We start from the raw sequence: 16,171 nt of genomic DNA on the forward strand, positions 1-16,171 counted from the left end.
CGATCTCCTGATGACGACGGCTCCTGAACAATTCTCCATCGCCGGCATGGGCAGTATTCGGATAGTCGCTGACCGTCAGGGCGACCCCGGTTCACGGGCGGTGGTGTTCTTGCACGGCGGAGGGCAGACCCGGCGGTCCTGGGGTCGGGCGGCCGCCGCCGTCGCCAAGCGAGGCTGGCAGGCGGTCACCATCGATTTGCGGGGTCATGGCGAGTCGGACTGGTCGAGCGAAGGCGACTACCGCGTCGTCAGCTTTGCCGCCGATGTGCAGGAAGTGCTGCGCGGGCTGCCCCCGAAACCGGTGCTGGTGGGCGCCTCGCTGGGCGGTTTCACCTCGATGCTGCTGGCCGGGGAGATCTCGCCCGGTATCGTCAGCGCGGTCGTACTCGTCGACATCGTTCCCAACATGGAGCAATCGGGGGCGAATCGCATCCACAACTTCATGGCCGACCGGGTGGAATCCGGATTCGCCTCGCTGGAAGAGGTCGCCGACGCGATCGCCGAATACAACCCGCACCGGCCCCGGCCCACCGATCTCGACGGCCTGACCACCAATCTGCGTCGCCGCGGTGACCGATGGTATTGGCATTGGGATCCCCAATTCATCAGTGGCACTGCGGCTTTCCCGCCCTTCGAGGTTACCGACGCCGATCGGATGCACAACGCCGTCGAACAGATCCTGCGCGGCGGAGTGCCGATGCTGTTGGTTCGTGGCCAGGTGAGCGATCTGGTCAGCCAGGAGCGCGCGGACGAATTTCTGGCGCGCTTCCCCCAGGTCGAGTTCACCGACGTGCAGGGGGCGGGCCACATGGTCGCCGGTGATCGCAACGACGTTTTCGCCGGAGCCGTCCTAGACTTTCTGTCCCGTCACGTCGATGCGGGCTGACGACCCGTCCCACCTTCGCCCGCTGGCCAGCGCAGACACGTAATTGTGCCGTCACCGCTGTGACCGGGTAGCATCCTGGCCCGACAAGAGGAGATCGGCGTGGTTGGAGCGCGAGGGTTGGGGCTGTTGGTCGCCATGATGACGGCGGCGACGGTGTTCGCGAATACGGCGGCGGCAGAGGCGCCGCCGATGCCGAGTGTGCCGGTCGATGACGAAAGTAGCAGCTGCACAGCGGATTTCGCGGCGCAGGGTGATGATGGCAGCTACTACTTGTTGACCAGCGGCCACTGCGACGCGCACGACGGCTCGGTATGGACCTACGGCCCCAGCATCCCGCTCGGATCGATCACCGCCAGCGAGAAAGAAGGCGACAAGCGCGACGCCGCGATCATCCACCTCAACCCGGCTGTCGGCGTCCCGACCGGCGGTGTCGGTGGCATGTCGGTCCGAGATGTGTTGAGCAGCAACGAACTTAAGCTGGGTGAGCCGTTCTGCAAGTTGGGTGCCGTCACTGGAGAAACCTGCGGAACGATCACCGAGATAAACGGCAACGTGGTCGAAGCCAGCGTGTACAGCCTGGGTGGCGACAGTGGCAGTCCCGGCTACGTGAAGAACGACGATGGGACGGTGAGCGCGGTTGGCATCTTGATATCCTCACCGGAAGGTGACGACAACACCACCTACTTCACCCTCGTGCAGCCGCTGCTGGGCAAGTGGGGACTGCGCATTCTGCCCCTGACCGCTCTGCGCAGCGCCCGGCGGTTTCGCCGAGCTTGGTACGGGGTACCGGCCGGTCCGGCATCTTGCGTACGGACCGCCCGGTAGGTCCCTAGGTGTCGACAGCGTCAACCGTGAAGGTAGCGGCACCAGCAACACGGAGGAGTGGGCGGTGAAACGTGCGATCGTGATCGGCGTGGCCGGCGCGGCCATAGTGGCCGCAGGTTGTGCCGGCTGTTCGAGCAACAAATCCGGCACCGGTGCTTCCAGTACGGCGGCCGCACCGGCCGGGCCGCAAGTCATCGTGGACGGACAGAAGCAGAACGTCACCGGCCCGGTCACTTGCACGCCGTCCGGCGACAACATCAACATTGGCATCGGTGATGCGTCCGCCGGTGTGGGTGCGGTGTTGACCTCCGGGGAGGACTGCGGCAGCTCCCGCAGCCAGCTTTTTAGGCTACGGCGCAATTCGGAAGCGGTCGCAGCGTCGGCCGCACCCGCGCAACTCAACTGTGCCGCGGTGGCGGAAACTGCGGGACCCTCAACGCTCATAAGTCGTCGCATACCTGGTCCATCCTGGAAAAAACCAGGGTTATATATCGCTTGTGGCACAGATCAGCAGAGGCGCTGAGACGTGGCTGGAAGCACTTTCATGACGGAGCGGCGCTGAAGGCTATTGTCCGGCAACGGCATCCATCGGCGGACCATCGCCGTGCCCGGCGTTGCGGTGGGCCAGGCTGGTGGCAAGTGCCCGGCCCCTTGTACGGTTCCGACGATGTCCACAGCGTCGTTGACCGTGAAATGCGAAGTGACGGTTAGTGGTTTGCTGCCACTGTCGGTGATCACATTCGTATCCGGGGTGAGCAGATAGGTCTGCGTGTACCCGCTCGGGCTACGCGCGGTGATCGAATCCGCCGACACCGCGATCAAGACTCCCTCTTGACTGACTGGCTGCGGGGCCGGTGCGGGCGCCTCTTCGGCGATCATATGGCTTGGCCTCGTGGGCATTTCGCTGCCGACCCCGGTGACTGCGAGCACTGCGAAGTTCGCCGCACACAACAACGAGACGGGAGCGGCGGTGTCCAGTGATCGGTGCCGTTTGACCGGACCGGTCATTCGGTGCTTGCCGCCCATGGTCAATCCCTCTTTCGGTTGCGTTGAGATTTACCCGACCCGCCTTGCGGGTAAACCCCGGTGCCGGTGAACCGTGGCTCCTTCGGGAGGCCCCTCACGACCGCCGGCCGCCGGCGCCTCAGCTCGTGTCCCGAGCTGTCGGGGTGGGCGTGGCCGGCGGGAACACGCGGCCCGCGCGGGTGGCGACCGGCGCTCACCGGGACTTGTGACAATCTCGTGACACTCGCAGACTGGATGATGTGCGGGACCGCGAGACGATCGAGGCAGAGTTGCGGCGGATCGCTGCGCGGGGTCACCAGCTGTCATCCCGAGAGGCCGACGCACTGCTCGACGAGCTGCTGGCCCACAGTTCGGGGATGCCGGTCGCCCACTCGGTGACGGCGTCCGAACATGAGCTCTACGTCCCCGACGCCTGGTTGCGTGAGACCAAGACCAGGAAGACCACCCGGCGGTGGCTTCTGGGTGGGCTGCGCCGCTTCGGCCTTGTTGCGGCGTTGCCCCTGTCTCTGGTAGCCGTCCTCGCCGCGGCGGTGGTGATGCTGGCGGCGCACCATCAGAGTCCGCCGGCGCAGTCGGCCGAGGCCCCGCCGTCGGCCGCGCCGCCTGAACGGTCGGCCCCGCCTGAGCCGGTTGCGCCGAAGGCCCCCGCACCGCGGGTTGACATCGCCGATGCCGCCTTCGTCGGGGCGTTGAAGCACGAAGGCGTGCCGGTTCCCAGTCAGGAATACGTGGTGGCGCAGGGACACGCGGTCTGCGATTTCCTGGCGCACCGACGCAATTTCGCCGACGCGGTCGGATTCGTGCAGCGATCATCGATCTGGGACGCCAACCAAAGCGCCAACGTCACCGCGGGCGCCATCGTGTCGTACTGCCCGCAGTCGCAACCGTCCATGGCGGACGAGATGCAACCGGCCTATCAGAACACGCTGTCTGACCTGCAGGCCATCGAAGGAAAACTGCAAGGCATCCAGGACGACCTGCACGGCATCCAGGGTGCCCTGGACACCCTTCCGGGTCACCCGTAAACCGAGCTATTCAGCGTTGAGCCCCCTGTCAGGATTGAACTGACGACCGCTCGCTTACAAGGCGAGTGCTCTACCACTGAGCTAAGGAGGCGGGGTAAATCGGCTGCCAGCTTAGCCGTTCAGGAGTCGCTCTCGATGATCCGCTGCGAGGGCACCGGCCGCGCGACCGGGCGGCGCCCGGGCAGCGGGATGCGCTCGGCGATGTTGCTGAGCGGGTTGACGACCATGGTCAGCGCGTTGACGGCGTCCTGCAAGGTGGCAATGGCCGGCTCCAGCGCCTCCATCCCCGGCGTCAACCGGGCCAGGGTGTCGGCGACGTCGGCAAGTTGGTCCAGCGGACCGTGTTTGGCGGTTAGCTTGTCGATCAGGCCGCCCTCGGACAACAGCCGGTCTGCCAGCCCGTCCTCGGACAGCACCCGTTCGATCAGCCCGTCTTCGGCCAGCAGTTGATCGGCTAATCCACCCGGCTGCAGCGCGCGGTGTAGGCCGCCGCCCTCCGCGGTCAAACGATCGACCAGACCGCCCTCCGACATCAACCGGTCGACCACGCCCCCGGGGCGCAACAGCCGGTCGAGCGGCCCGTCGGCCGCCATCACGCGTCCCAGCGGCGCGTCGTCGTCCATCATTCTGGCCAGCCGATTGGCACGGGTGATCGCCTCGTCGAGCCCCAACATCGACGTCACCGCGTTGGTGCGGGTTTGACCGCCCTCGCCGAGCGACCGCCTAGCCACCCCGACGGCCGCGGTGGCTAGGTTCAGGCTCGCCTCCGCAGCCGCAAGACCGACCCGGGCGGGCGCGGTCGCCGCGGAAACCATGCTCTTGGCGAGGTCCATGGCCCGAGTCTATGCACGACGCGCACCGATAAGTGGCTACCGGGTCCAAGCTGATGCAATGATTCCTGGCAGACTACTAGCAGAAGCTTGTCACCGAGCTCTCAGGAATCACACACTCACCGCGAAGACAACGTTCAACCAAGGACGGAACCAACCAGATGACAGCGGCACCCCAGGGCGAAACCAAACCGGAAGCGCGCGTCCTCGTCGTCGACGACGAGGTCAATATCGTCGAACTGCTCTCGGTCAGTCTCAAGTTTCAGGGTTTCGAGGTGTCGACCGCGACCAACGGAGCCCAAGCGCTGGATCGCGCGCGTGAAGCACGGCCCGACGCGGTGATCCTCGACGTGATGATGCCCGGGACGGACGGCTTCGGTGTGCTGTGCCGGCTGCGGGCCGACGGCATCGATGCCCCGGCGTTGTTCCTGACCGCGCGCGACTCCCTGCAGGACAAGATCGCGGGTCTGACGCTGGGCGGTGACGACTACGTGACCAAGCCGTTCAGCCTGGAGGAGGTTGTCGCGCGGCTGCGGGTCATCCTGCGGCGGGCCGGCAAGGGCAGTGCGGAAACCCACAATGCCCGACTGACTTTCGCCGACATCGAGCTCGACGAGGAAACGCACGAAGTGTGGAAGGCCGGCGAACCGGTGTCCTTGTCGCCGACCGAATTCACGTTGCTGCGCTACTTCGTCATCAATGCGGGAACGGTGCTGAGCAAGCCGAAAATCCTTGACCACGTGTGGCGTTACGACTTCGGCGGCGACGTCAATGTCGTCGAATCCTATGTGTCGTATCTGCGCCGCAAGATCGATACTGGGGAGAAGCGGCTGCTGCACACCCTGCGCGGGGTGGGCTACGTTCTTCGGGAGCCGGGCTGAGTACGCGCTCTGTCATGCGGGGAAAGTAGCAATCGGTGCCGAACAAGACAGAAACGGTTACACAGGTCCGCCGGGGATTGCCGCTGCGAGTGGGCCTGGTCGCGGCAACCCTGGTCTTGGTGGCGTGCGGCTTGGCGGCCTCGGGCATCATGGTCACCTCGATCCTGCGGCACAGTCTGGTCAGCCGGATCGACCAGACGCTGATCGAGGCGTCGCGCGGCTGGGCGTTGGCACCGCGGCGGCAATTGACGGCCTCGTCTTATGAGGGCCCGGACCCGGGCCGGCCCCCGTCGAAGTACTACGTGCGTGGCGTCGGCACCGACGGCAAACCGTTCACGGCCATCAACGACCGCAATGCTGAACCGGCCCTGCCGCCCGACAACGACGTGGGCCCCAATCCGACGACGCTGCCCTCGGTCAACGGCTCCGACATCCAGTGGCGGGCGGTGTCGGTGCACGGCCCCAACGGCCTGACGACAGTCGCGATCGATCTTTCCGACGTCCAGCACACGGTGCGCTCGCTGGTGTGGTTGCAGTTCGGCATCGGGGTCGCGGTGCTGGTGGTGGTCGGCATCGCCGGCTTCGCGGTGGTGCACCGCAGCCTGCGCCCGCTGCTCGAGGTCGAGCAAACCGCCGCCGCGATCGCCGCGGGCCAACTCGATCGTCGGGTCCCCGAGCGGGATCCGCGCACCGAAGTGGGCCGACTTTCGTTGGCGCTCAACGGAATGCTCACCCAGATTCAGCAAGCGGTGGCATCCTCGGAGTCCTCGGCCGAGACGGCCCGCGGCTCGGAAGACCGGATGCGACGGTTCATCACCGACGCCAGCCACGAACTGCGCACCCCGCTCACCACCATTCGCGGATTCGCGGAACTGTACCGGCAGGGCGCGGCGCGCGACGTGGCGATGTTGTTGTCGCGCATCGAAAGCGAAGCCAGCCGGATGGGCCTACTGGTCGACGACTTGCTGCTGTTGGCGCGCCTGGACGTGCAGCGCCCGCTGGAACACCATCGCGTTGACCTGCTCGCGCTGGCCAGTGACGCGGTGCACGACGCGCAGGCCATCGACCCGAAGCGCACGGTCACGATGGAAGTCCTCGACGGCCCCGGCACCCCGGAGGTGCTGGGCGACGAACCCCGGATCCGTCAAGTGCTGAGCAACCTCGTCGCGAATGCCTTACAGCACACCCCGACGAGTGCCGACGTGATCGTTCGGGTCGGCACAGCCGGCGACGACGCGGTGATCGAGGTGGTCGACCGCGGGCCCGGGATGAGTGCCCAGGATGCGTCGCGGGTGTTCGAGCGGTTCTATCGCACCGACTCCTCGCGCGCGCGGGCCAGTGGCGGCACCGGCCTGGGGTTGTCTATCGTCGACTCGCTGGTCCACGCTCACGGTGGCAAGGTCACGGTGGAAACCGCGCCCGGCGAGGGGTGTTGCTTCCGCGTCACCCTGCCGCGCGTCAGCGATGTACCCGCCCAGGTGGGCTAAGCCAGTTGCTCCAGGGCCGCCTTGGTCCGGGCCTGTGCTTGATCGAGCGATTCCGGCGACGGGTTGCGGTCGACGTTGGCGAAGCCGAAGTCGCTGAGGCTGCGGGTGGGGAACACGTGCACATGCAGATGGGGTATTTCCAGCCCGGCGATGATCAACCCGGCGCGTTCGGCCCGAAACGCCTTGCACACGGCCTTGCCGATCAGCTGGCTCACCGACATCACCCGCGCGAATACGGGGTCGTCGACGTCTTGCCACTGGTCGATTTCGGCGCGCGGCACCACCAGCGTGTGCCCTTGGGTCATCGGCTCGATCGTCAGGAATGCGACGACGTCGTCGTCCTCATACACGAATCGGCCGGGTAGTTCGCGGTTGATGATCTTGGTGAAGATCGACGCCATGGCCCCAGCATAGGTTCTCCCGGTCCGGCACCCGTGCGTCAGTCCTCCTGGCCGAACTCCATCACGTCGAGGTTCCAGTAGCCACGCATGTTGGTGATCAGGCCCGCTTCATTGACCTTGTAGGTGAACACGCCGCGCACCTTGCTGGTCATGCCGCCCTCAAACTTGCTCTGCAGCACGAGGATATGGGCGATCTCGTTGGGATCGCTCGATGCGAACGTCTCCTCGCAGGTGATGGTCAGCTGGTTCTTGGCGATGTTGTTGTCGAAGAACGCGCCGACGGCCGTCTTGCCGCGCACACCGGTGCCGTCCGGGTTGGTGACGGACTTGCCGATCGGGTCCTCGATGACGACATCGTCGGTCATCAGCGCCAGCCCGCCGTCGCGGTCCTTGCCTTGCGCGCAGCGCCACGACGACTGCGACGCGGTCAGTGCCGGGGATTGAGCGGTTTGGGTCATCGTTATCTCTCCTGTCACTAGAGGGCGCACGCGGCGCGTGCGCCCTCTTCGGTTGCCTTACGGATGAGCCCCAGCCCGCTGCAATCGCCGGCCGCATGCACGTCGACGTCGGGCAGGGCGGCCTTCAGGCCGTCGAACAGCGTGTGTCGGGTTCGACGGATCCGGCGATCACGACGCTGTCGGCCGGCAGCTCCCGAGTTGTCCCACCGACGGGCGTGAACGCCACGCCGTGAGGCCTGATGCGGTCGACGGCCGCGCGGACGTGCATGGTGACGCCGAGGCGGTCGAGCCGATCCATGTGCTCAGTCTTGCGCTTGTCGCCCACTTCCGGGGCGATGTCCTTGCCGGGCTCGAGGATCGTCACCTGCCGGCCCCGGACCGCCAGGAACTCGGCGAGTTCGAGGGCCACCAGGTCAGCGCCGATGATCGTGACGCGCCGACCGAACGGCATCCAGGCGCGGGTGGCCAGCCGAACCGCGGCCGGGTGCATCAGCCGCTGCCGCCAACCGCCGAGCATCCGAGCCCCCAGGCGCTGCCACGCCGGATCGGCGGAATCGGCGTGCCCGCCCAGCAATTCGCGCAAGCCCGGCCCGGTGTGCACGTGCGGCAGGTCGGCGCCCGCTATTGCCGGTACCGCGACGCGGCCACCGGTGGCCACCACAACCGCGTCGGGTGCCTGCGCGACGACGTCGTCGGCCGAAACAGCATGGCCCAGATGCTCTTTCGCGGCGCTGAGCTTGATCTCGTCACGCAGGTACCGCAGGAAGGGCTGGTTCTCGGGATGCAGGACGGACGCCCAGCGCAGTGCGCCGCCGAGCTGGCCGGCGCGTTCGAAAAGCGTGACGTGGTGTCCGCGTTCGGCGGCCACCCGGGTGGCCTCCAAGCCCGCCGGCCCGCCGCTCACCACGACGACGCGCTTGGCGCGGTCGGCTCGGGGCGCGGCGAGTTCGCGCTCCTTGCCGGTGCGGGGGTTGACCGCGCAGTCGACCGAGAAACGCTGTTCCATTGCGTCGATACAGTTTTCGCGAGAGATGCACCTACGGACCCGATGCGGCTGTCGGCTTGCAGTTTGTCCGGCAGCTCGGGGTCGGCGAGCAGCGGGCGTCCCATCGCGACGAAGTCCGCGCGCCCGTCGGCCAGGATCCGTTCGGCCCGGGCGGGGTCGTGAATCCGGCCGACGGCGATCACCGGCACGTCCACCACCTGCTTGACGGCCGCGGCGGCACCGACGTTGAGTTCGTCGCCGTCGTCGGCGGCGTTGACCATGCCGGTGACGAGGCGATCGATCACCCCGCCGCTGACATGAAAGGCGTCGCCGCCGGCGGCGACGAGTTCGGTTGCCATGCGGGCGGTTTCGTAGATCGGCCGCCCGCCGGCGATCCGTTCGTACCCGGAGATGCGCAGCGTGATCGGCAGCGCGTCGCCGACCTCGGACCGAATCGCGGCGAGTGCCTCCAGCACCACCCGCACCCGGCCCCGGGGCGAATCGCCCCGATAGCCGTCGGTACGCCGATCGCGTTGTGGGGCAAGAAAAGAGCACAGCAGCATATAGCCGTGTGCGGCGTGCAGCTCGATACCGTCGTAGCCCGCCTCGGCGGCCCGGCGCACCGCCGCCTTGTACAAATCGAAGATCTCGCAGAGTTGCCGCCTGCTGATCTCGCTGGACGGCCTGCCGGTGAGGTACGATGGGATCACCGAAGGCCCAAGCGATTCGACACCGAAGATTTCGGGCCCCAGCCCGTCGGGACCGGCGTGCACGAGTTGCGGCTGGATCTTGGCGCCGTGTTCGTGCACGACGTCCACCAACGCCCGGTGGGCGTCGACCGCCCCGTCGGTCCCCAGGTGCAGGCCGCCGGGAGTCTCCGGATGACGGTGGTCAATCCCGGTGGCGCCCAACGTGATCAGCCCAACACCGCCGCGGGCACGCGCGGCGAAGTAGTCGCGGGTGCGTTCGGACGGCAGGCCGTCGCCGGTGCTGTACATCGTCTCCATCGGAGACATCACGACCCGGTTGCGCACCGTCGTGGCGCCGATTCGTCCCGGCGCCAACAGGTGCGGAAAGCTGGTCACCCAGGACCGGTCGAATTACCGGTCGGCGTCGGTGTACCGGATAACGCCGCGAATGTTCTTGCCGTCCAGCATGTCCTGGTAGCCCTCGTTGATCTGCTCCAGCCGGTACTGGGTGGTGACCATGTCGTCCAGGTTGAGCTTGCCGGCCTTGTACATCGACAGCAGCTGCGGGATGTCGTACTGCGGGTTACCGCCACCGAAGATGGTGCCCTGCAGGTTCTTCTGCATCAGGGTCAGCATCGCCAGGTTCAGGGTCACGTTGGTGTCCAGCAGGCTGCCGATGGCGGTCAGCACGCAGGTGCCGCCCTTTTGGGTGATGTTGAGGTAGCTGTCGACGTCGGCGCCGTGCAGCTCGCCGACGGTGACCACGACCTTGTGGGCCATCAGGCCGTAGGTGACCTCGGCGATGCCCATCATCGCGGCGTCGATCTCGGGGTAGACGTGGGTGGCACCGAACTTCAGGGCCTGGTCGCGCTTCCACTCCACCGGGTCGATCGCGAAGATGTAGCGCGCACCGGCGTTGACCGCGCCCTGCAGCGCGGCCATGCCGACACCGCCGACGCCGACGATCGCGACGTCCTGGCCCGGCCGGATGTCAGGGGTACGGACCGCCGAGCCGTAGCCGGTGGTGACGCCGCAGCCCACTAGCGCGGCCACCTCGAACGGCACCGACGGGTCGATCTTCACTACCGAGCTGCGGTGCACGACCATGTACGGCGAGAACGTGCCCAGCAGCGTCATCGGGAAGACGTTCTGGCCGCGCGCCTGGATGCGGAACGTGCCGTCGGACACCGCGGCCCCGCCCAACAGGCCCGCGCCCAGGTCGCACAGATTGCGCATGCCGGCCTGGCAGGTCGGACACTGTCCGCACGACGGGATGAAAGACAGCACCACGTGGTCGCCGGGTGCGATGTCCTCCACCCCGGGGCCGACCTCGGTGACGATGCCCGCGCCCTCGTGGCCACCGAGCACCGGGAACCCCGCCATCGGAATGCCGCCGGTCACTAGATGGTGATCCGAATGGCACATCCCGGCCGCTTCCATCTGGATCTTGACCTCGTGCGCTTGCGGGTCGCCGATCTCGATGTCCTCGATGGACCACGGCTGGTTGAATTCCCAGATCAGTGCGCCTTTTGTCTTCATGAAGATCCTCCGCTAACGTGCCCTGACCCGAGTGCCGGTGAGAGGGTCCGGCCGGGGCCGGATGGCAATTTAGAACGTGTTCTCATTCGCAGACCATTATGACGTGCATCACCGAGCTGTAAACAAGCGGGGGACCACCAACCGGTCGGCGGGGCGATCGCTGGCGCGGCGTAGCCGGGCCAGGCGGGTCGGCGCCATTGGTCTAGTCACCAGATCGGAACCGGAGCCTGGCCCAGCGGGTAGTAGCCGGGCAACTTCTCCCCGGCGATGCTGCGCTGGATGCGCTTCTGCATCCCGTCGCTCAGGTCGCCGGATTCGATGAGCTTGCCGAACATGTACGCGACGTGCCCGAAGTCGAAGAAGTCACGCTGCCACTCGATGAGTGCTTCGTCGTTGAGGCGGAACCAGCTGCCGCCGATGCCGTAGATCTCGTCTTGGGTGCCGTCGGCCTTGTTGACGATCTGCTTCCAGAAGCCGACGATCTCGCCCTACTTCTCGTCGATGAGCACTTTCTGGTACTCGTAGACCCAGTTCTCCAGGCCCTCCATCTCCAGGCCGAGGGCGACGTCGCGGATCTCGTCGACGCCCACGCACATCACGTCTTCCTTGCGACCGATGTTCCAGCCGTAGGTGGCGTCTTTTGCGTAGAAGTCGGCCAGCGGCTTCCAGTCACCGGCCTTTTCGCAGTCCTTGTTGGCCTGCAGCCAGCGGTCGACCCATGCCTCGAGATCAGCACGCGAATGTGACGCCTTGTTTGTCATGGGTCAGTCTTCCTTCTCTTTGATGAACAGTGCCTGGGTGGGACACATTTGGACCGCAAGCTCGACTTCGCCGCGCGTCTCTTCCGGCGGCTCCGGGTCGACGATCTCGACCTTTCCGCGCTTGGGGACCCGGAAGACGTCTGGTACCTCTAGCTCGCACATGGCATGGCCCTGGCACAAGTCCAGGTCGACCTCGACTCGAAAACCCATGAGCGGTCAGGCTTTCCGCTTGCGGTAGCGGGCCTTGGCGGGCCGGGCCAGCTGTACGACCATCTTGGAGTGGTCGTTGTGGTAGCTGTCGGGCGGCTGAGCCATCTCGAACTCGTACTCGCGCAACAGGACCGAAAAGATCGCCTTGATCTGCATCTGGGCGAACGCCGCACCGACGCACCGGTGCCGGCCGGCGCCGAACGGAATCCAGGTCCACCGATTGACGATGTCGGCCTGCTCGGGCTTGTTGTAGCGATCTGGCTTGAACGCGTCCGGATCCGGAAAGTCCTCCGGAATCCGGTTGCTGATAGCCGGGGAGGCCGCGACGTAGTCGCCGTCGTGGATCGGGAAACCTTCGACCTCGAACTCGCCCTTGGCGACCCGCATCAGGATGATCAGCGGCGGATGCAGGCGCAGGGTTTCCTTGACCACGTTGTCCAGCTTCGGAATCGACCGCAGCGCATGGAAGCTCACCTCCTGGCCGTCGGCGTAGAGCTCGTCGAGCTCGGTCAGCACCTCGGCGTACACCTCGGGATGACGGATCAACTCGATCAACGTCCACGCGGAGGTGCCCGAGCTGGTGTGGTGGCCCGCGAACATCAGCGAGATGAACATCCCGGTGACCTCGTCGGCGGAGAATCGCGGGTTTCCGTCCTCGTCCTTGATCGACACCAGCACGTCGAGCATGTCGCGGTCGGCCTCGTCCATCGGTGGATTGGCCAGCCGCTGATTCATGATTTCCTGAACCAGCGCAACGAGTTTAACGCGAGCCTCGTCACGCAACTTGAAGCTCTCGATCGGCAGGTACGGATCGACGTAGCACAGCGGATCGGTGCCGCGCTCCAGCATGTGGTAGTACTCGGCGAACCGGTGGTCGAGCTGTTCGCGGAACTTCAGCCCGATCAGGCAGGTCGTCGAGGTGTAGATGGTCAGCTCGGCGAAGAAGTCGAGCAGCTCGATCTCGCCCTCGTCGCCCCAGTTGGCGATCATCTTCTTGACTTCGCCCTCGATGGTGGCGGCGTGGCCCTTCATCTGCTCGCCGCGCAACGCGGAGTTGTGCAGCATCTCCTTGCGCCGCTCGGGGCTGGCGTCGAACACCACCCCCTTGCCGAAGATCGGCGTCATGAACGGGTAGGCCTCGGCCTGGTCGAGATCTTCGTCGGCGGACCGGAAGAAGAACTCGTTGGCAGTTGCGCCGGACAACAGGATGACGTGTTTGTCGACCAGTTGGAACCAGCCGACGTCCCCGCACTCCTCGCGCACGCGCTTCATCAAACCGATTGGGTCGGTGCGGAATTTCTCCAGATGGCCGTGTTCTTCTTCGCCGCCGGAAACCCGGGGCACGATCGCGGTGGTCATTGTCCTGGCATCCCCTCTTCGCCGAGTGCGAGTTTCTGGCGGTCCTTGTTGTCGGCCAACGGGGCCTCGGGCTGAAGCTCCATGCTTGCGATGAAGCCACCGCGCGGGGTCTCGGCGACGAAAGCGATTGCCCTGGCCAGATCGGACGCTCGCAGGAAGTAGTCGTGGCGGGCCTGGCCCCACTTGGCCCAGTCATCTAGAGCGGGCCCGATCTTCTCGGCCGGTAGGCTCCAGCCCATGTTGGTCTTCGTCGGGCCGGGGTGCACGATCGAAGCCCGCACGCCGGTGCCCTCGAGCTCCAACTGGAAGTTGGTGACCATCGCGACCAGTGCGGCCTTGGCGGCACCGTAGGCACCCATGTGCGGCCGCTGGCGCAGTGCCACATCGGAACCCACGAAGATCAGGTCGCCGCGCCGACGCTCGAGCATCCCGGGCAGCACCGATGAGGCCAACCGGAAGGCGCCGACCAGGTGGATCTGCAGCTGCGAGTCGAACTCGTCGCCTACGATCTCGGCGAGCTTGCCGAAGTAGGTGTCGCCCGCGCCGGCCACCAGTACCTCAATGTCACCGAGCGCGTCGGCCGACTGTGCGACAAAGGATTTCACCGAGTTCGGGTCGGTGACGTCGAGGTGGAATCCGACCGCCTCGCCGCCGTCGGCGTTGATCTTGCCGACGATGTCGTCGAGCTTCTCGACCTGGCGGGCGCCCAGGGCGACCGGGAATCCGTGCGCCGCGAGTTCGATCGCGGTGGCCTCTCCGATACCGGAGGAGGCGCCGGCCACGATCACCGGTCGGCCTTCGGGAAGGGGATCGAAGCGAGGCATCAGCGGGTCTTCACGGTGATGGGTAGGTGAGCGAATCCGCGGACATTGCTGGAGTGGACGCGGACGGCGTTGGCCTCGTCGACTTCATATCCGCGGATTCGCTTGAACAACTCGGTGAGCGCCACGCGGGCTTCCATCCGGGCCAGGTGGGCTCCCAGGCAGAAGTGCGCGCCGCTACCGAAACTCATGATCTTGGAACCGATTTCACGCCCGACCAGATAGTCGTCGGGGTTGTCGAACACCCGCTCGTCGCGATGGGCGGAACCGGGCAGCAGCAGCACGTCCCCGTCGGGGATGGTGGTGTCGTAGAGGGTGAGCTCGCCGGCCACGGTGCGTGCGAGGATCTGGCTGGACGTGTCGTAGCGCAGTGTCTCCTCGGCCCACGGTGTCACCAGTTGGTGGTCGTCGTAGACCGCCGCCAGCTGGTCGGGGTTCTTGTGTCCCCAAAATACGGCGTTGGCAAGCAATTTGGTGGTCGTCTCGTTTCCGGCGATCACCATCAAGAACATGAAGCCGAGCACTTCGTCGTCGGTGAGCCGGTCGCCGTCGATCTCGGCTTCCAGCAGTGCGGTGGTCAGGTCGTCGGTGGGCTTGGTGCGCCGGTCGGCGACCATCTGCTGGTAGTAGACGATCAGGTTGATCGACGCCTCGACGGCTTCCGGCGGCACGTCGGTGACACCCTCGTCGCGGTGCATCACACCGTCGGCCCAGGCCCGGACCTGCACGCGGTCCGTCTCGGGTACACCCATCAGCTCGGAGATCACATCCATCGGCAGTTTGCCCGCGAACTCGTCGACGTAATCCACCGGGGCGTCCCCGGATTCGGCCGCCTCCAGCATGGCGTCGAGGTGCTTGACAGTGATCTCGGTGACTCGCGGTTCCAGCTCGCGGATGCGGCGCGGTGTGAAGCCCTTCGACACCAGCGTGCGCAGCCGCAGGTGGGCGGGATCGTCCATCGCGAGGAAGCTCATCGTCTTGCTGGCGTGCGGGCCGCGCGAGGCCGGGTCCAGCGAAACACCGAACTTGTTGGAAAGCGTTGTGCTGTTGCGGAATCCCTGCAGCACATCCTGATGGCGCGACAACGCCTAGAAGTTCAGTTTGTCGTTGCGGTACAGCGGGGCCTCGTCGCGCAGCCGCTTGTAGTACGGATACGGGTCCTCGTGGAAGTCGTAGTCGTAGGGATCGAGAACCAGCTCGTGGTCTCCAACATGGACGGTCATCTAAGCTCTAGTCTCCTGGCTTGTCTCCCCGGCTCCGGGCAGGATCAGACCGACCACATAGGCCAACCGGTCGGCGATTTCGTGGTAGGTGAACTGGCCACTGGCGGCTTGGACCAGTGCGCCGAAGAACGTCATCTCGAGCGCGGACACCGTGCCGGCGTCGGCGCCGGGCCCGATGGCCGTCGCGATGCGGCGGTGGATCTCCGCACCGATCCGGTCGCGTGCGGCACCCACGGCGGGATCGGCGCCACCGCCGAGCAACGCGATCGTGCACGCCGCCCCGACCTCGGGCTCGTCGGCGACCACCAATGCCAGATGGCGTAACACCTTGTCCACCCGAACCGGCATGGGATCGTTGACATCGGTGAAGAACGGCACCTGCTGCACCAGGTCCAGGTACACCTCGGCGATCAAATGGTTTTTCGACGAGAAGTAGGTGTAGGCGGTGGCCGGAGCGACTTTGGCGCGGGCCGCGACGGCGCGCACCGTCAGGTCGGCGTACGACTTCTCGCGCAGGGTTTCGATGCCGGCGGCGAGCACCTTGCGGAAGGTCCCCTCCTGGCGGCGATTGCGCGCCGCCTGACCGGGTGGTTGCTTGGTCTGCGCCGGGGCCGTAATCAGGGCATCGCTGGACACATGTCCAAGCTATCGGACAGATGGGACAGCTAGCAAGCCCGTCAGCTAAAAGTACTGGTCAATTGGCATTTATGTCGCGAATTTCAGGCCGCTTCGAGATCGGCTCTTGCACCGCGGATGACCCGACGG

Annotated in this window: 16 protein-coding genes, 1 tRNA gene and 3 pseudogenes; 6 read left to right on the forward strand and 14 right to left on the reverse strand. The window is 66.0% G+C overall.

Features of this window, described 5'->3' with window-relative positions; all coding sequences use genetic code 11:
* Positions 1-10 precede the first annotated feature (10 nt).
* The 3 genes from T428_RS0113280 (at position 11) to T428_RS32005 (ending at position 2,234) form a co-directional block, all read left to right on the forward strand.
* Entirely contained in the window at positions 11-886 is an 876-nt protein-coding gene (locus T428_RS0113280) for an alpha/beta fold hydrolase (protein ID WP_211243951.1), read from the forward strand.
* 93 nt (positions 887-979) lie between these two features.
* Positions 980-1,711 carry a S1 family peptidase gene (locus T428_RS0113285; protein ID WP_425412038.1) on the forward strand — a complete coding sequence of 244 codons (732 nt, stop codon included), beginning with the start codon at positions 980-982 and terminating at the stop codon, positions 1,709-1,711.
* Between the two features lie 64 nt (positions 1,712-1,775).
* Positions 1,776-2,234, forward strand: a complete 459-nt coding sequence (locus T428_RS32005; RefSeq protein WP_084298741.1) for a lipoprotein LpqH — start codon at positions 1,776-1,778, stop codon at positions 2,232-2,234.
* On the opposite strand, the gene T428_RS27870 is transcribed toward T428_RS32005, so the two are convergent.
* Positions 2,219-2,737: a hypothetical protein gene (locus tag T428_RS27870; RefSeq protein WP_051465234.1), complete on the reverse strand. Its 519-nt coding sequence runs from the start codon at positions 2,735-2,737 to the stop codon at positions 2,219-2,221. The two genes, T428_RS32005 and T428_RS27870, sit on opposite strands and share 16 nt — an antisense overlap.
* Before the next feature lie 239 nt (positions 2,738-2,976).
* Between T428_RS27870 and T428_RS0113295 the strand changes: the two genes are divergently transcribed.
* Positions 2,977-3,762 carry a DUF732 domain-containing protein gene (locus T428_RS0113295; protein WP_025736872.1) on the forward strand — a complete coding sequence of 262 codons (786 nt, stop codon included), beginning with the start codon at positions 2,977-2,979 and terminating at the stop codon, positions 3,760-3,762.
* A 19-nt stretch (positions 3,763-3,781) separates the two neighbouring features.
* Here the strand turns inward: T428_RS0113295 and T428_RS0113300 are convergent.
* Both T428_RS0113300 and T428_RS0113305 read right to left on the reverse strand, forming a co-directional pair.
* Positions 3,782-3,853, reverse strand: a tRNA-Thr gene (locus tag T428_RS0113300).
* 28 nt (positions 3,854-3,881) lie between these two features.
* On the reverse strand, positions 3,882-4,595 hold the full coding sequence (locus tag T428_RS0113305; RefSeq protein ID WP_025736874.1) for a hypothetical protein: 714 nt from the start codon (positions 4,593-4,595) through the stop codon (positions 3,882-3,884).
* 158 nt (positions 4,596-4,753) lie between these two features.
* Between T428_RS0113305 and T428_RS0113310 the strand changes: the two genes are divergently transcribed.
* Entirely contained in the window at positions 4,754-5,473 is a 720-nt protein-coding gene (locus T428_RS0113310) for a response regulator transcription factor (protein WP_025736875.1), read from the forward strand.
* A 35-nt stretch (positions 5,474-5,508) separates the two neighbouring features.
* Positions 5,509-6,982 (forward strand): annotated as a pseudogene (locus T428_RS0113315) (sensor histidine kinase); the annotation flags it as partial.
* On the opposite strand, the gene T428_RS34520 reads toward T428_RS0113315, so the two are convergent.
* The 11 genes and pseudogenes from T428_RS34520 to T428_RS0113365 form a co-directional block, all read right to left on the reverse strand.
* On the reverse strand, positions 6,957-7,361 hold the full coding sequence (locus T428_RS34520; RefSeq protein WP_025736877.1) for an HIT family protein: 405 nt from the start codon (positions 7,359-7,361) through the stop codon (positions 6,957-6,959). The pseudogene T428_RS0113315 and the gene T428_RS34520 overlap by 26 nt on opposite strands.
* Positions 7,362-7,399: 38 nt before the next feature.
* Entirely contained in the window at positions 7,400-7,819 is a 420-nt protein-coding gene (locus tag T428_RS0113325) for a ketosteroid isomerase family protein (RefSeq protein WP_025736878.1), read from the reverse strand.
* A 124-nt stretch (positions 7,820-7,943) separates the two neighbouring features.
* A complete protein-coding gene (locus tag T428_RS34525; RefSeq protein ID WP_245604896.1) occupies positions 7,944-8,825 on the reverse strand; it encodes an FAD-dependent oxidoreductase in 882 nt (293 codons plus the stop codon).
* On the reverse strand, positions 8,720-9,889 hold the full coding sequence (locus T428_RS34530; RefSeq protein WP_245604897.1) for an NADH:flavin oxidoreductase: 1,170 nt from the start codon (positions 9,887-9,889) through the stop codon (positions 8,720-8,722). Before T428_RS34530 ends, T428_RS34525 begins: the two co-directional genes overlap by 106 nt.
* Positions 9,890-9,904: 15 nt before the next feature.
* Positions 9,905-11,032 carry an NDMA-dependent alcohol dehydrogenase gene (locus tag T428_RS0113335; RefSeq protein WP_025736879.1) on the reverse strand — a complete coding sequence of 376 codons (1,128 nt, stop codon included), beginning with the start codon at positions 11,030-11,032 and terminating at the stop codon, positions 9,905-9,907.
* 206 nt (positions 11,033-11,238) lie between these two features.
* Positions 11,239-11,793 (reverse strand): annotated as a pseudogene (locus T428_RS27880) (nuclear transport factor 2 family protein).
* Positions 11,794-11,796: 3 nt separating this feature from the next.
* Positions 11,797-12,003 (reverse strand): ferredoxin, encoded by a 207-nt coding sequence (locus T428_RS0113345; protein ID WP_025736880.1) that lies wholly within the window; start codon positions 12,001-12,003, stop codon positions 11,797-11,799.
* 6 nt (positions 12,004-12,009) lie between these two features.
* Entirely contained in the window at positions 12,010-13,362 is a 1,353-nt protein-coding gene (locus tag T428_RS0113350) for a cytochrome P450 (RefSeq protein WP_025736881.1), read from the reverse strand.
* On the reverse strand, positions 13,359-14,186 hold the full coding sequence (locus T428_RS0113355; RefSeq protein WP_025736882.1) for an SDR family oxidoreductase: 828 nt from the start codon (positions 14,184-14,186) through the stop codon (positions 13,359-13,361). The genes T428_RS0113350 and T428_RS0113355 overlap by 4 nt, the downstream gene beginning before the upstream one ends.
* Positions 14,186-15,406, reverse strand: a pseudogene (locus T428_RS27885) (cytochrome P450). The gene T428_RS0113355 and the pseudogene T428_RS27885 overlap by 1 nt, the downstream one beginning before the upstream one ends.
* On the reverse strand, positions 15,407-16,042 hold the full coding sequence (locus tag T428_RS0113365) for a TetR/AcrR family transcriptional regulator (RefSeq protein ID WP_025736883.1): 636 nt from the start codon (positions 16,040-16,042) through the stop codon (positions 15,407-15,409).
* Positions 16,043-16,171: the final 129 nt, after the last annotated feature.

It is taken from the genome of Mycobacterium genavense ATCC 51234, from assembly GCF_000526915.1.
Classification (GTDB): domain Bacteria; phylum Actinomycetota; class Actinomycetes; order Mycobacteriales; family Mycobacteriaceae; genus Mycobacterium; species Mycobacterium genavense.